This is a genomic window from Nocardioides sp. YJ-D4, from assembly GCF_054031495.1.
In genome coordinates this window covers 4,820,471-4,835,331 of the sequence record NZ_CM132932.1, presented here as the reverse complement: position 1 = coordinate 4,835,331, position 14,861 = coordinate 4,820,471, and the positions used below count along the sequence as shown (strand labels likewise).

At 69.7% G+C, this 14,861-nt stretch carries 17 protein-coding genes; 8 read left to right on the top strand and 9 right to left on the bottom strand.

The window, feature by feature from the left end:
- Nucleotides 1–39: 39 nt before the first annotated feature.
- The 5 genes from ACW14X_RS23185 (at nt 40) to ACW14X_RS23165 (ending at nt 4,669) form a co-directional block, all read left to right on the top strand.
- Entirely contained in the window at nt 40–882 is an 843-nt protein-coding gene (locus ACW14X_RS23185) for an SDR family oxidoreductase (protein ID WP_457163457.1), read from the top strand.
- 125 nt (nt 883–1,007) lie between these two features.
- On the top strand, nt 1,008–1,232 hold the full coding sequence (locus ACW14X_RS23180; protein WP_160028332.1) for a hypothetical protein: 225 nt from the start codon (nt 1,008–1,010) through the stop codon (nt 1,230–1,232).
- 283 nt (nt 1,233–1,515) lie between these two features.
- Entirely contained in the window at nt 1,516–1,989 is a 474-nt protein-coding gene (locus tag ACW14X_RS23175; RefSeq protein ID WP_457163456.1) for a cupin domain-containing protein, read from the top strand.
- Between the two features lie 63 nt (nt 1,990–2,052).
- Nucleotides 2,053–3,660, top strand: coding sequence for a LuxR C-terminal-related transcriptional regulator (locus ACW14X_RS23170; protein WP_457163455.1), 1,608 nt, complete (start codon nt 2,053–2,055; stop codon nt 3,658–3,660).
- Between the two features lie 130 nt (nt 3,661–3,790).
- The gene (locus tag ACW14X_RS23165; RefSeq protein WP_457163454.1) at nt 3,791–4,669 is read left to right on the top strand and encodes an alpha/beta fold hydrolase; all 879 of its coding nucleotides are present in this window, start codon (nt 3,791–3,793) and stop codon (nt 4,667–4,669) included.
- A gap of 48 nt (nt 4,670–4,717) precedes the next feature.
- Here the strand turns inward: ACW14X_RS23165 and ACW14X_RS23160 are convergent, their stop codons facing one another.
- The 5 genes from ACW14X_RS23160 to ACW14X_RS23140 all read right to left on the bottom strand — a co-directional run bounded on the left by ACW14X_RS23160 (nt 4,718) and on the right by ACW14X_RS23140 (nt 10,489).
- Nucleotides 4,718–5,707 (bottom strand): mucin-2 protein, encoded by a 990-nt coding sequence (locus tag ACW14X_RS23160; RefSeq protein WP_457163453.1) that lies wholly within the window; start codon nt 5,705–5,707, stop codon nt 4,718–4,720.
- Nucleotides 5,708–5,995: 288 nt separating this feature from the next.
- A complete protein-coding gene (locus tag ACW14X_RS23155) occupies nt 5,996–6,718 on the bottom strand; it encodes a mucin-2 protein (RefSeq protein WP_457163452.1) in 723 nt (240 codons plus the stop codon).
- Nucleotides 6,719–7,135: 417 nt separating this feature from the next.
- Entirely contained in the window at nt 7,136–8,272 is a 1,137-nt protein-coding gene (dusB, locus tag ACW14X_RS23150) for a tRNA dihydrouridine synthase DusB (RefSeq protein ID WP_457163451.1), read from the bottom strand.
- Between the two features lie 38 nt (nt 8,273–8,310).
- Entirely contained in the window at nt 8,311–8,994 is a 684-nt protein-coding gene (locus ACW14X_RS23145) for a hypothetical protein (RefSeq protein ID WP_457163450.1), read from the bottom strand.
- A gap of 94 nt (nt 8,995–9,088) precedes the next feature.
- Nucleotides 9,089–10,489, bottom strand: a complete 1,401-nt coding sequence (locus tag ACW14X_RS23140; RefSeq protein WP_160028318.1) for a glycine--tRNA ligase — start codon at nt 10,487–10,489, stop codon at nt 9,089–9,091.
- A 169-nt stretch (nt 10,490–10,658) separates the two neighbouring features.
- Here ACW14X_RS23140 and ACW14X_RS23135 point away from each other — a divergent pair, with 169 nt between their 5' ends.
- Both ACW14X_RS23135 and ACW14X_RS23130 read left to right on the top strand, forming a co-directional pair.
- Nucleotides 10,659–11,522, top strand: a complete 864-nt coding sequence (locus ACW14X_RS23135; RefSeq protein ID WP_457163449.1) for an SCO6745 family protein — start codon at nt 10,659–10,661, stop codon at nt 11,520–11,522.
- 40 nt (nt 11,523–11,562) lie between these two features.
- Nucleotides 11,563–11,895 carry a hypothetical protein gene (locus tag ACW14X_RS23130; protein ID WP_457163448.1) on the top strand — a complete coding sequence of 111 codons (333 nt, stop codon included), beginning with the start codon at nt 11,563–11,565 and terminating at the stop codon, nt 11,893–11,895.
- Nucleotides 11,896–11,951: 56 nt separating this feature from the next.
- Here ACW14X_RS23130 and ACW14X_RS23125 read toward each other — a convergent pair whose 3' ends face one another.
- Complete coding sequence (locus ACW14X_RS23125) at nt 11,952–12,125, bottom strand: GrpB family protein (protein ID WP_457163447.1); 174 nt, start codon at nt 12,123–12,125, stop codon at nt 11,952–11,954.
- Between the two features lie 24 nt (nt 12,126–12,149).
- On the opposite strand from ACW14X_RS23125, the gene ACW14X_RS23120 reads away from it, so the two are divergent.
- Nucleotides 12,150–13,043, top strand: a complete 894-nt coding sequence (locus ACW14X_RS23120) for an aldo/keto reductase (protein WP_457163446.1) — start codon at nt 12,150–12,152, stop codon at nt 13,041–13,043.
- 70 nt (nt 13,044–13,113) lie between these two features.
- On the opposite strand, the gene ACW14X_RS23115 is transcribed toward ACW14X_RS23120, so the two are convergent.
- The 3 genes from ACW14X_RS23115 to ACW14X_RS23105 form a co-directional block, all read right to left on the bottom strand.
- Nucleotides 13,114–13,659 carry a GrpB family protein gene (locus ACW14X_RS23115; protein WP_457163445.1) on the bottom strand — a complete coding sequence of 182 codons (546 nt, stop codon included), beginning with the start codon at nt 13,657–13,659 and terminating at the stop codon, nt 13,114–13,116.
- Nucleotides 13,660–13,684: 25 nt separating this feature from the next.
- Nucleotides 13,685–14,155 (bottom strand): hypothetical protein, encoded by a 471-nt coding sequence (locus ACW14X_RS23110; RefSeq protein WP_457163444.1) that lies wholly within the window; start codon nt 14,153–14,155, stop codon nt 13,685–13,687.
- 86 nt (nt 14,156–14,241) lie between these two features.
- A complete protein-coding gene (locus ACW14X_RS23105; protein ID WP_457163443.1) occupies nt 14,242–14,811 on the bottom strand; it encodes a GNAT family N-acetyltransferase in 570 nt (189 codons plus the stop codon).
- Nucleotides 14,812–14,861 lie beyond the last annotated feature (50 nt).

The following is a 14,861-nucleotide window of genomic DNA, read 5'->3' as shown; positions in this document are numbered from 1 at the left end:
CGCCGTGATTACAGTTACGGCACTACCGATAGGACTCCCATGACCATCGCCATCACCGGCGCCTCCGGCCAGCTCGGCCGCCTCGTCGCCGACCAGCTCCTCACCACCGTCGACCCCGCCGAGCTCGTGCTTCTCACCCGCGACCCCGCGAAGCTCGCCGACTACGCCGAGCGCGGTGCCGACGTCCGTGCCGCCGACTTCAGCAAGCCCGACGAGCTGGTCGAGGCCTTCGCCGGCGTCGAGCGCGTGCTGCTGATCTCCACCGACGCCGTCGGCGCCCGTGTCGAGGGCCACCTCGCCGCGATCGACGCGGCCGTCAAGGCGGGCGTGCGCCACATGGCCTACACCTCGGTCTCCGGGCCGACCGCGGACAACCCGGCCGGCGTCGTCGCCGACCATGCCGCCACCGAGGAGGCGCTGCGCGAGAGCGGCCTGGCGTGGACCATGCTCCGCAACAACCTCTACGCCGACATGCAGGTCGACTCCGTCACCCAGGCCGCCGCGACCGGGCAGCTGGTCACCAACTTCGGCGACGGCGGCGCGGCCTACGTCACCCGGGCCGACTGCGCGGCTGTCGCCGCCGGGGTCCTGACGGGCGAGGGACACGAGGGCAAGGCGTACGACGTCACCGGCCCGCACGCCTACACCGCGGCCGACCTGGCCGAGCTCGCCACCGAGAAGTCCGGCAAGCCGGTCGAGGTCGTCCAGGTCGACGACGAGGCCTACACCGCCGGCCTGGTCTCCGCCGGGCTCCCCGACTTCATCGCCCCGCTGCTCACCTCGTTCGGCACCGCGACCCGCCTCGGCAAGCTCGCCACCGTCACCGACGTCGTCGAGCAGGTCGGCGGCCGCAAGCCGACCCCGCTGAGCGCGCTGATCTGATCTCGCCTTGGCGACTCGGCGTAGATTTGGGGTGACTGACCGGGGATGAGGCTCCATTCGGACACCTCTTGTGCCGGTCGAGAGGCGGGCACCATGTCGACGTCGCGAGAGATCGGGCTGTGACCATGGCCGGCATCGTCCTTCGCGTACGACTCATCGGCGGTGACAGCCTGGACGTCATCTACGACGACGCAGAGACGGCGAGCGAGGCCGAGACGATCGACCACCTCGCCGCCGTGCTGTCGAGCGACACCGGCGTCATCCGCTGCAAGCACGGCGAGCGACTGCTGCTGTTGTACGCGCGAGGGGTCTCCACGGTGGAGGTAGCGCCACGGGGCGCGGTCCTCTGAGCGACAAGCCCCGCCGAGTCGGCTCGAACTGACCAAAACCACCGCCGAGTCGGCGCGTCATGACGCGCCGACTCGGCGGCGTACTCGGTCAGGACGAGCCGACTCGGCGAGTCAGTTGACGGCTACGTGCACGTGGTCGTAGTGGTTGGCGGTCGGGTCGCCGCGGTCCTCCATCGGGCGCCAGCCCTCGTCGGCCCGGATCACGGACCGCATCATCACGGCCCGGGAGGTCTAGCATGGAGACAAGCGCCACGGACTCCCCGAGGCGGCGAAGGAGAGCGGCATGACTCGGCCGTTTGCGGTGCGGGCCGGCGACGGCCGGGCCATGACGACGCCCACGGGTGACCAGGTCACGGTCAAGGCGGACACCGGAAGAACCAGCGGCTCGATGACGGTGCTCGAGTTCGTGATGGGCCCGAAGCAGGGACCGGCGCTGCACACCCATCTCCGTGAGGACGAGCTCTGGTACGTCCTCGAGGGAGAGTTCCGATTCAAGGCGGGTGATGCGATGTTGCAGGCATCGACCGGCGGCATGGCCTTCGGGCCCCGCGGTGTACCGCACTGCTTCCAGAACATCGGCGAGACCCCCGGTCGGTTGCTGGTCGTCACCACGCCGTCGGGACTGGAGCGGTTCTTCGAACAGGGCGCCGAGGTGTTGCTCTCCGACCCGGTCGATCCGGACGCCCTGGCTTCGCTGGGACGGGCCAACTGGCTCGACTTCGTGGGTCCACCGCTGAAGGTCTCCGACCCTATTTGACCCCACGAACGGACGGGGCGTGCCCTCTCAGATCGATATTCTGCTGTTCGAAGGAGACGGCGGGTGAACGAGGCTGCAGACATTGTGACGCTGGCGCGGCAGGCGCACGGGGACCACGACTGGGTCACTGCCGCGGCACGGTTCGATGTTGCCGGGCGCGAGCAGCTCACCGCCGACGACCTCGCCGCCTACGCGGATTCGCTGTGGTGGCTGGGCCGGGCCGAGGACAACCTGCGGCTGGAGGCCGCGGCGTTCGAGGCGTTCATGGACGCCTCCCGGCACGCTGAGGCCGCGTGGACGGCCGTACGTCTCGGACTCTTCCACCTGGGACGGGGCGACGTTCCTGTGGGCACGGGCTGGATCCGCCGCGCCGGGCGTCTGGGCCAAGAGCTCCCCGAGTGCCCCGCACAGGGTCTGCTGCTCCAGGTGACCGAGGTCGAGCCGAGCCTGCAGGCTGGGCGGCCGACGGCCGCGGTCGACGCGGCCCGCCGGATGCAGGACCTCGGCAGGCGCATCGCCGAACCGTGGTTGATGCTGCTGGGCCTCAACTGCGAGGGACGCGCGTTGATCCGGGCCGGCCAGGTGGTCGACGGGATGGCGTTGCTCGACGAGGCCATGATCACCGCTCCGGGCAGCGACCTCGCGCCGTTCATGGCGGGATCGCTCTACTGCCACACCATCGCCGCTTGTCACGAGGTCGGCGACCTCCACCGGATGACCCGCTGGACCGACCTGACCGAGCACTGGTTGTCGACGCTCGCCGGCATGGGGGTCTTCGGTGGACTGTGTGCGGTCCACCGGGCGCAGCTCCACCTCCTCCACGGCAGCTGGAAAGACGCCGAGATGTCCGCGTCGAAGGTCGTGACGGACGTTACGATGCGGGTCGACTACGTCGCGGAAGCCTGGTACCTCGTCGGTGAGACCCGCCGGCTGCGAGGAGACCCGACCGCCGCTCAGGCCTACGGCGAGGCGCACGCACGTGGTCGGGACCCGCAGCCGGGTCGAGCGCTCCTGCAGCTCTCCGGAGGCGATACCGCCGGAGCCGCGACAACGGTACGCACCGCCGTAACCGCGGTCGGCGACGATCCCTTGCGACGGGCACCGCTCTGCGCCGCCGCCGTGGAGATCGAGCTCGCCGCAGGGCGACTCGATGATGCGAGGGCGGCTGCAGCCGAGCTCGTGGAGACCGCGACGACGTACGCCACCTCTGGGCTGGAGGCGATGGCGACCGCTGCACGTGGTGCGGTGCTCCTTGCCGAGGACAACGCCCAGGCGGCCCTCCCGGTGCTGCGCGACGCCTGCCGACGCTGGCAGGAGCTGGGCGCGGCGTACGAAGCCGCAGGCACCTGTGCCCTCCTCGCCGAGGCCTACCGATCACTCGGCGACGAGCTGTCCGCGGCGGCAGAGGCCGCGCAAGCGGAAGCGACCTACGTACGGCTGGGGGCGCACCGGCCAGCACCGACGCTTCCCGACGGACTGAGCCGACGCGAGTGCGAGGTGCTGGCACTGGTGGCAGACGGCCGCTCCAACCGGGAGATCGGCGAGACGCTCTTCATCAGCGACCGTACGGTCGCCCGGCACCTGACGAACATCTTCCACAAGATCAGGGTCACCTCCCGGACCCAGGCCGCCCGCTACGCCATCGACCACGGGCTGACCGTCACCCGGTGAGCCGACTACGCAGAACCGCGTAGTCGGCACCGACAGGTTGGCCGATGACACCGATGCCGGCCACCCGCCGCGCGTCCGAAGATCCCCGTAGACGCGCCGAACGGCGGCGCCTCGATCAGGAGCGATCACCATGACCGACACGAGAATTCACCGAGCGGTGTCCGCCGACGGCGTCACGATCGCGGGACGCGTCTTGGGAGACGGGCCGGCACTGGTCCTGGTCCACGGCGGCATCGGCGACGGCGAGACCGCGTGGGACGCCATGCTGCCCCACCTCACCGACCGTTTCACCTGCTATCTGCCGAGCACCCGCGGGCGGGGCCTGTCGTCGGATGACCCGGACCACTCGCCGCCGCGCCTCGAGGACGACATCACGGCGTTTGTCGACAGCATCGGCGAGCCGGTCCACCTCGTCGGCTGGTCGGGCAGCGGGGCGTGGGTCCTGGGCGCGGCCGCGCGCAGTGACGCTGTCGCTGCCGTGGCGGTGTACGAGCCGACGCTGGTCCCGCTCATGTCTGAGGACGACCTCGTGGAGACCTTGGGCACGATGCACCATGTCGGCGCAGCGGCCGCCGACGGCGGGCTCGTCGATGCGGTACGCGTCTTCACCTCGTGGATCTGCACCGAGGAAGAGACCGCCGCGCTGACGCAGACGACCTTCGACGACGTGTGGGCCTTGCGGGTGCCGGCGATGCTCAGATTCGTGCAGCAGGACGGGTCGTACGAGGGGCCACGGTCCACCGACGCCGAGGCGCTCGCTCGGGTCACGGTGCCACTGCTGGTTCTGACGGGTCAGAAGACCCGACTGCGGTCGTTCTTCACCGCAGTGGCGGAGTTCATCGCCCAGCACGTCGCCGGCTCTCAGGTCTGGGAACTGCCAGGGGCCGGACACTTCGCGCCGGTGCTCGCGCCGCAGTCGGTCGCCGATGAGCTGATCACCTTCTTCGAGGCCTTGCCCGCCGAGTCGGCTCGAACTGACCAAAACCACCGCCGAGTCGGCGCGTCATGACGCGCCGACTCGGCGGCGTACGTGGTCAGGACGAGCCGACTCGGCGACTCAGTTGACGGCTACGTGCACGTGGTCGTAGTGGTTGGCGGTCGGGTCGCCGCGGTCCTCCATCGGACGCCAGCCCTCGTCGGCCCGGACCGGGGTCCAGATGCGCTGGTACCAGATGATGTCGTAGATGTTCAGCGCCGCGGCGTGCTCCTGGACGAAGGCGGCGATGGCGTCGCCGAGCTCCTTGTCGTCGGTCATGAAGTCGAGCGCCTTGCCGTTGATGTGCTCGCCGTGCGGGTCGTAGCCGTACGTGGTGCCGGAGGCGACCGCGGGGAACGCGTTGCAGACGGCGCGGTAGAGGTCGACCGCGTCGGGGACGAGACCGTCCTCGACCGAGGAGTCGCCGCAGGCCGAGAAGTCGAGTCCCGCCGGGGCGTCCTCCGACGGCGTCGGGGAGGGCGTGGGGGTCGGCGTCGGAGTGGGCTCCGGCGGGGGTTCGGGCTTGGTCTTGCCGAGGTTGCCCTCGGGGATCCACACCGGGTTGCCCTCCAGGACGATCTCCTGCCGGCCACCCTCGTCGCGGCCGGTGTAGTAGACCGCGCGCCCGAGCTTCAGCTCGCCGAGCTCCTTGGCGCGCTTCCCGTAGGAGGCGTAGACGGTGACGTCCTCCTGTACGTAGCGCAGCACCGCCTTCTGAGCACCGCCGCTGACCGACGTCGGCCGCTCGATCAGCGACTCGATCGTGGCGACCTCGCTCAGCGCATTGATCGCCGCCTCTCCCCCACGCTCACCGCTGCGGCTGACCGTCGTCTCCCGGCCGGTGACCTCGCGGCGGTCGTTCGACATCCGGGTGTCCTCCCGGGTCGTCGGCAGCGGCGGGACCTTCGCCTTCGCCTCGGCCTCGGCCTCGATGCGCCGATCGGCCAGCGACGGCAGCCGGAGTCCGGACTTCTCCTCCACCTCGGAGATCACGACGCCGGGGTTCGCCGCGGCCGCCCCGGCGGCCATCGCACCGCTGGTCGCGAACGTCACGATCCCTGCGGTCGCCACGGCGTTCTTGGTTCTACGGACAGCTCGATAATCGCCTCTGTGGCTGGTGGCCACTGCGCAATCCTTCGCTCGACAATGTGGGGGTATCGCCCGAGAGCACCCTTCGCCACGTCCGCTGAAGCTGGGTCGTGAGCCCGGGCACAGCGCCTGAGTCAAGCACACACCTGCGGGGGTATCCCACGACGGGTCGGAGACTTTTGCGAAGTTGTTGATCTTCCGACGGAGCGAAAACGCAGGTCGGCCCGGGCTTCGAGAGCCCGGGCCGACCTGTCGTCGAGACCAGTTGTGTCAGTTCGTCGAGACGTGCACGTGGTCGTAGTGGTTGGCGGTGGCGGACCCGCGGTCCTCCATGTAGCGCCACCCCTCCGAGGCACGCACCGGCGTCCAGATCCGCTGGTACCAGATGATGTCGTAGAGGTTGAGCTCCGCGGCGTGCTGCTGCAGGTAGGCGGCGATCGAGTCGCCGAGCGCCTTGTCGGAGAGCATGAAGTCGAGCGCCTTGCCCGAGGAGTGCTCACCATGGTCGTCCCAGCCGCCGACGGTCATCGAGGCGACCTCCGGGAAAGCGTTGCAGACCGCGCGGTAGACGGTGACCGCGTCGGAGACCAGGCCGCTCTCGACCGAGGGGTCCCCGCACGCGGCGGTGCTGATGCCGGCTGCGACGCCTGTCGTCTCGGGCTTCTCGTCGCTGAGGTGGCCGCTGGTCACCCAGGCGACCTCGCCGTCGACGAGGATCTCGTCGCGGCCGGACTCGGTGCGGCCGGTCGCGTAGACCAGCTCGCCGGCCTCGATCTCACCGGACTGGGTGGCGTGCTTGCCGTAGGCGGACCAGAGGTTGAGCGTCTCGTCGGTCCAGCGCTTGACCGCCTTGGCGGTGCCGGTCTCGACCTGCTCGGGACCCTTGGTCAGCGTCTCGACCGAGGAGACCGACTCGCGGTCGCCTCCGTCACGGCTGACGACGGTCTCCCGACGGTCGCCGGCGACGCGCGCGTCGTCACGGGTGCTCGGCACGTTGGCCTGAGACGAGGAGAGGGAAGCGCCTGCGTTCTTCGCGATCAGGGAGGAGGTTGGCTCCGCGAAGGCGGCTCCGGCGCCGACTGCGGCACCTGTCGCGAGAACCGCGACCCCTGCGCTGACAACTATGGATTTGGTCTTACGGACGGCCCGAGTGTCGCCTCTGTGGCTGCCGGCCACTCGCAATCCTTTGCTCGACTACATGGTCTGTGCCCGAGATTCCCACGGTTTCAACGGAAGAAACCCGTCGAGAGTTGTGCTGGTGGGGGCTCGGCACGGCAATGAGTACAACACACACGACAGGGGGTATTCCAATTCCCTTACCGAGTTTTTGCGTAGTTTTGTACCTGTCGAGCGACTGATTCCGAAGGCTCGAAACGCGCCTCGAGACCCGTCCGAACGGGCCCCGGAACCTCAGCCGCCGGAGGTCTCCGACACGTTCTCGGCGAAGCCGCAGCCGCGCCCGTCGGCGTCGTCGAGCCACCCCTCCGGAAGGACCACCTTGTCCCGCGGCGCACCCTGCCGCCCACGCGGCGTACCCAGCTGTGACGAGGGGAAAGGCTCGTTCCGGTCGAGCCTGGCGAGCATCTCGTCGAGGTCGGCGAGACTGTTCACCAGGCCGAGGGTGCGGCGCAGCTCGCCACCGGCGCCGAAGCCCTTCAGGTACCACGCGATGTGCTTGCGGATCTCCTTGCAGCCGCGCACCTCGCCCATGTGCTCGCAGAGCAGCTCGGCATGGCGCCGCATGATGTCGGTCACTTCGCCGAGATTCGGCAGTACGTTGACCGTCTCACCGGCGAAAGCGGCCGCCAGGTCGCGGAAGAGCCAGGGACGTCCGAGGCAGCCGCGGCCGATGACGACACCGTCGACACCGGTCTCCTCGACCATCCGGATCGCGTCGGCCGCCTCCCAGATGTCGCCGTTGCCGAGCACCGGGATGTCGACCGAGGCCTTGAGCTCGGCGATGGCGTCCCAGTCGGCGGTGCCGGAGTAGGCCTGGGCGACCGTACGTCCGTGCAGCGCGATCGCGGCGGCACCGCTCTCCTGGGCGATCCGGCCGGCGTCCATGTAGGTCAGGTGGGCGTCGTCGATGCCCTTGCGGGTCTTCATCGTCACCGGTACGCCGTAGGGCTCCGCCGCGCGCACGGCGTGCTCCAGGATCTCGCCGAGCAGGCCGCGCTTGTAGGGCAGGGCTCCCCCGCCACCCTTGCGGGTCACCTTGGGCACCGGGCAGCCGAAGTTGAGGTCGACGTGCGCCACCCCGTAGTCGGCACAGAGGATCTCGGTCGCCTTGCCGACGTAGACCGGGTCGGTGCCGTAGAGCTGCACGCTGCGTACGGTCTCGGCCTCGTCGAAGACGAGCATGTCCTTGGTGTGCTGGTCACCCTCCACCAGGCCGCGGGAGGTGATCATCTCGCAGACGTAGAGACCGGCACCCTGCTCGGCGCACAGCCGACGGAATGCGGCGTTGGTGACACCGGCCATCGGCGCGAGCACCACAGGGGTGTCGACGGTCAGGCTGCCGAACTTCAGAGGGCCAGGGAGGGACATGGCCTCTATTGTCCGGCCAACCTCGAAGCGTACGAAATCTAAGGAGTCGGGGAGGCGGACGGGGAGCCGGAGGGCTTCGGCGCCACGTACGGCGTCGGCTCGCTCTCCCAGGTGATCGGGTCGAACTCCTCGTAGGGCCGGAAGCTCACGCCGACGAGCTTGCCCTGGTCGGGGACGAGCATGACCAGGCAGGCGTTGACGCTGTCGCCGGCCGCGAACGGCTTGGGGAGGGTCTTGCCGTCGCAGGGCTTGAACGGCTCCTTGAACGCGGCCGCCTCGACCAGGTTGCCCTCGTCGTCGAGACCCCACAGCGGTACGTCGTAGCCACCGAGGTCGACGTCGCCGTCGTTCTTGATGGTGGCGCGGACGAAGTAGGGAGCGCGGGCCAGCGTCGCCTCGTCGAGCTTCCAACCGGAGAAGGTCTGCTTGTAGGAGGTCGACTCGAGCTTGGTGACGGTGATCGAGAGCTTGCCGTCGACACCCTCCTTGGGTGACCACTCGACGGTCGCGGACTCACCGAGATCGCGGTCGGCACCGGGCTCGGTGAGCGCCCCGGCGGAGGGCGAGGCCGATGCCGAGGGCGATGCGGAGGCCGAAGCGGAGGCACTCTCGGACGGCTTGGGCGCGTTCGTCCTCGGCGCGGTGCCGCTGCACCCCATCACTGACATCGCCATGACCGCACCCGTGAGGGATGCGGCGAGTACGGACCCCGCTCGTTGCATAGGGATATCCTGCCGCACGCCTTTCGAGATCGTGCGGCAGGACGCCCCCTGCAAGGTTTACGAGGTGGTAACGGCCCGGCGTCGAGCTACGTGCTCAGGCGCCGATCAGACGCTCGGCGAAGTAGCGGCTCACGCCCTCGAGCGGGATGCGCTCCTGCTTCATGGTGTCGCGCTCGCGGATGGTGACCGCGTTGTCCTCGAGGGTGTCGAAGTCGACCGTGACGCAGTACGGCGTGCCGATCTCGTCCTGGCGGCGGTAGCGCTTGCCGATCGACTGGGAGTCGTCGAAGTCGACGGCCCAGTTCGCACGCAGCTCGGCCGAGAGCGCCTTCGCCTTCGGCGAGAGCGCCTCGTTGCGGGACAGCGGGAGCACGGCGATCTTGACCGGCGCGATCCGGTGGTCGAGACGGAGCACGACCCGCTTGTCGACACCGCCCTTGGCGTTGGGGGCCTCCTCCTCGGCGTACGAGTCGACGAGGAAGGTCATCAGGGCACGGGTCAGACCGGCCGCGGGCTCGATGACGTACGGCAGGTAGCGCTCGTTGTTGGCCTGGTCGAAGTACTGCAGGTCCTGGCCGGAGTGCTTCATGTGGGTGCCGAGGTCGAAGTCGGTGCGGTTGGCGATGCCCTCGAGCTCGCCCCACTCGCTACCGGGGAAGTTGAAGCGGTACTCGATGTCGACGGTGCGCTTGGAGTAGTGGCTCAGCTTCTCCTTGGCGTGCTCGTAGTGGCGCAGGTTGTCGGGGTTGATGCCGAGGCCGGTGTACCACCGCGTGCGCTCGTCGATCCAGTACTGGTGCCACTCCTCGTCCTCGCCCGGCTTGACGAAGAACTCCATCTCCATCTGCTCGAACTCGCGGGTGCGGAAGATGAAGTTGCCCGGCGTGATCTCGTTGCGGAAGCTCTTGCCGGTCTGGGCGATGCCGAACGGGGGCTTCTGGCGGGTCGAGGTGACCACGTTGGCGAAGTTGACGAAGATGCCCTGTGCGGTCTCGGGACGCAGGTAGTGGAGGCCCGACTCGTCCTCGAGGACACCGAGGTGGGTCTTGAGCATGCCGGAGAACTCGCGCGGCTCGGTCCAGGCGCCACGGGTGCCGCAGTTCGGGCAGGCGACGACCTCGTTGATGTCCACGGTGTCGGGGTCGTCGATACCCTTCTTCTCCGCGTACTCCTCCTGGAGGTGGTCGAAGCGGTAGCGCTTGTGGCACGACTGGCACTCGACCAGCGGGTCGTTGAAGGTCTCGACGTGGCCGGAGGCGACCCAGGTCTGGCGCGGCAGGATGATGCTCGAGTCGAGGCCGACGACGTCGTCGCGCTGCTGGACCATCGCCTTCCACCACTGGCGCTTGATGTTCTCCTTGAGCTCGACACCGAGGGGGCCGTAGTCCCAGGCACTCCGGGTGCCGCCGTAGATCTCGCCGCTGGGGAAGACGAATCCGCGCCGCTTGGCGAGGGAGACGACGAGGTCAAGGGTCGATGCTGGCGGCTTTGCCACGATGAATGCTCTCTGCTCGAGGTGAGCCCGGCCGGCTGCCGGGCCCGGTGTTGAGGGGGATGTCTACAGCGACAGGGAAATCCTATCCGTGGTGTCATCTTGTTATGTACGCCGCCCGCGGGGCCAATTCGCTCGGCCGCTCGGGCATCTGCCGATAGCGTCGCTGGGCATGGAGTCGAACGCGCGTCGTCTGTGGAAGCTGCTCGAGCCGATCCATGCGGTGGGCTACTTCTCACCCGAGCCGATCGCCCAGCTCAAGGAGGCCGGCTACCGCGGCTACTGGATGGGCTACTTCGCCGCTCGGTCCGCTCCGCTGGGCGCCGTTCCGGGCGAGGTCGTCCATGCCGTCTTCTACAACTTCGCCTTCTCACACGTCTCCCGGGCGCTTCCCGACGCCTGGACGTACGCTCCGCCCGAGGCCGCGCACGATGCCCGCCGCTCCGGCGCCGTCGCCGCGCTCCGCCGTCAGCTCGGCCCGCTCGCCGATTCCGACGACCTGGCCCGGGCTGCGTCGCTCGCCTCGCGAGCCGCTCTCGGCGCTCCGTTGGAAGGCCGACCCCTGTACGCCGCACTGCGCTCGCTCCCCGTCGCCGACGACCCGCTGACCCTCCTGTGGGAGTCGGCGACGCTGCTGCGGGAACACCGCGGCGACGGTCACGTCGCGACGCTGTTGGCTAACGGGATCGGGGGCCGCGAGTCGCACGTCTTCCATGCCCTCGCCAACGGCACCTCCCCGTCGGTCTACGCCACCTCCCGCAACATCCACGAGACCGAGTGGGACACCCTCGTCTCCGGACTGCAGTCCCGCGGGCTCGTCACTGACGACGGCCAGTCCCTCACCGAGGCAGGCCGGGAGACCAAGGCCGGGATCGAGTCGACGACCGATGCGCTTGCCGGCACGGCGTACGCGACCCTGGAGCCTGCCGAGATCGACGAGCTCATCGCGCTGCTGCGGCCACTGACCAAGGCCGTCGTCGCCTCCGGTGAGATCCCCGGCCAGTCGCCGATGGGCCTGAACCTCGACGACATCTAACCCGTTGCCGCTCCGAATCCAGGGGGTCATGCTGGGACCCATGGCCATGAAAGACCTCGATCCCCGGCTCGCACCGATCCTCGAGCTGGCCGCGGTCGCCGCGCAACGCCCCGAGGTCGACGTCGATGAGGAGACCCTGCGCGAGATCTTCGAGGAGGCCGCGATGTTGCTCGACCTCGGAAACGTCCTCGACGAGCTCGACGACCACGACTCCGGCAGCGTGGTCGCCGGCCTGTGCACCGACCTGCTGGCCACCGACCCCGCCGACAGCGTCCGCGCCCGCGCCGAGCTCGCCCTGGCCGACGAATCGCTGCACGACCCCGAGGCCGCCGCCGTCGCCTTCCGCATGGCTGCCCACGCCCTTCGCCTCTGACGCACACGGTGTCGGCAGCAGGTGGGGCGCGATCGTCTCGGCGGTCTCCACGGACATCAGCGGCTCGGGTCGTTGAGGGAGAGGATCTGGCGGCGCTCGGCGTACTCGTCTCGGAGGTCGTCGCGCCGGCGTAGGATGTCGCGGACGGCCAGGTGGTTGCGTACGTTCATGGTGCCGGCCGCGCACACGTACACGTGGCGCCGGGGTCGCCCGTTCGGCGCGACGGTCATCGCACCGGCTTCTAGGATCTCGGCATGAGCCAGCCCGCGACCACCTCCCCTCTCCAGCTCGGCCGACAGGGGTTCGGTGCCATGCGCCTGCGCGACACCGAGCCCGGCGACCCGGACCGGGACCCGTTCCGTGTCGTCAACACGGCGCTGGACGAAGGGGTCGCGATGATCGACACGGCTGAGCTGTACGGCAACGAGGAGCTGGTCGGCCGCACGATCGCCGCCCGGCGCGACGAGGTGGTGCTGGCCAGCAAGTTCGGAGTCGTACGGACCGACGGCCGTTTCGATGGCCCTCCCGACGGCTTCGAGGTGCGAGCGGACGCCGGGCAGGTTCGGCGCTCCTGCGAGGCCAGCCTTCGCCGGCTCCGGACCGACCGGATCGACCTCTACTACCTGCACCACCGCAGCGAGACGGTCCCCATCGAGGAGACGGTCGGAGCGATGGCGGACCTCGTCCGGCAGGGAAAGGTCGGCGCGATCGGGCTCTCCAACGTCACCGCCGAGGATCTCCGACGCGCCCATGCCGTCCACCCGGTGGCGGCGCTCCAGGAGCACTGGTCGTTGGCCGAGCGCACGGTCGAACGTGACCTCGTGCCGGCCGCGGCCGAGCTGGGCGTCGCGCTCGTCGCCCACTCGCCTACCTCGCACGGTGTGCTGCACGGTGCCGCGGGCGACGCTGCCCCGACCGACGAGAGGCAGGTGGTCCTCCGCGAGATCGCCGCAGCGCACGGGGTGTCGGCAGGTCAGCTCGCGATCGCGTGGGTTCACAGCCGTGGGCCCCTGCACGGCCTCGAGGTGGTGCCGTTGCCCGGGACGACGCGCGCGAGCCACGTTCGTGCGAACGTGGCTGCCCGGGCGATCGTCCTCGGTGCCGAGGAACTACGGCGACTGACGGCGGCGTGGTCACCGACCGCCTGACCGCAGCGGTGCTCGGGCGCGCGCGACCTGCTCACCGCCGACCCGGCCGCCAGCAGCCGCGCCGGAAGCATCAGCGGCTGGGGTCGTTGAGGGAGAGGATCCGGCGGCGCTCGGCGGCGGTCAGGTCGGCGGCGGCGAGGACCTTCTGCAGGACGTCGGACTTGCGGGCGATGTAGGTGTCGATGTCCATGTCGGGGTCGGCGGCCAGCGCCAGCTTCACGGCTGCGTACTCGTCGCGAAGGTCGTCGCGGCGGCGTAGGACGTCGCGGACGGCGAGATGATTACGTACGTTGAGCGTCCCCGCGGCGCAGACGTAGACGTGGCGTCTCGGGTCATCGTCGGGGGCGAAGAACGCCTCGCGGCCGGCGACGCCGAGGTCGCCGCGGTGGACGTAGCCGATGCGTACGAGCGCAGCGACCGCAGCGGGGACGTCCTCCGGCGCGACGATCACGTCGATGTCGAGGATGGGCTTCGCGGCCAGCCCCGGGACCGAGGTCGAGCCGACATGCTCGATGCTCGCCGACGGGCCGTCGGCCAGCGCGCCGCTCAGCGCCGCGGCGACCTTCTCGAACCGGTCCTGCCACGAAGGGTCGTACGCCACTACCTCGATGCTCACAGGCACCAGAGTCTGGCAGGTCGGCTCAGGCTTCGGCGGCGAAAGACCCAAGCCGCCGACGCGGGCCGGTGACGAACCCGGCGACGGCGTCGGAGAGCGCGAGGACGAGCGCCGCGGGGGTCGCGGCGCCGACCAGGACCGCGGAGGTGACCACCGGGCTTCCGGACAGGTCGAAGAGCAGCCAGGCCAGCCAGGTGGCTCCGGCGGTGAGGAGCACGAGGATCGCGGAGCCGGCGAGGAATCCCTTGAGCCCACCGACCACACGGGCGGCGAGCGCCGCAGGGGCCGCGATGGCCACGCAGAGCGCTCCGACGGCAGCCCCGAGAATTACGAGCACCGGGCCCGCGAGCGGTCCGCCCATCCCGTGGCCGCCGGTCGCTGATGCGACCAGAAGGCCGAGGTAGACCAACCCTGCGAGCACCGGGTAGGCGAGCCCGACGAGCACCATGGTGACGACGAAGGAGGCGATGCGAACGGCGGTCACGGGCATACTCATGCGCTCATGATGCCCGGCACCCCCGCGCGCCGCCGCAGACGTTGACCCTTCGTTGACGAACAGAGCCATGGTCAATCGATCCGCGGTCAGCCGACGTGCGCCTCGACCTGGGCGAGGAGCGGGTCGCGAAGACCGACGGCGTCGTGCGCCCAGAACGCCTCACAGTAGACGAACGCACCGGTCATCCAAGGCTCGTACGCCGGGAGCCGGGTCACCTGGAACGCCTGCTGCGGAATGCGGGACGAGGGGGCGGTGAAACCGAGCGGCGTCGCGGCCGAGAAGCCGCGGGAGCCGTAGTAGTCCCAGCCTCCCTCGAGAAAGACCGCCGGAGCCTCGAGGCGCTCCGCCTCCGCGAGCGCCGCTGCGACCAGCGCCGTGCCGATCCCGGCCCGCTGGCGGTCCGGGCGCACCGAGAGCGGACTCAGCACGAGCACGTCGACGAGCCGCTCGCGCGCGTCCACCCACGAGCGTGACAGCGCGAGATGGCCCACGATCTCGCCACCAGCGACCGCGACCAGGCTCGCTCGCAGCGCACCGGAGTCGGCCAAGGCACGCAACAGCCGCACGATCCGCCCGTCGGTCTCCTCCTCGAAGGCGCCTGCGGCAACGGCCTCGATCGCGGCCTGGTCGTCGGGAAGGGCAGCTCGGATCTCCATGGCCGAACCGTTTCACGGCTGCATCACCGCCGCTAACGGGTTTCGCCAGC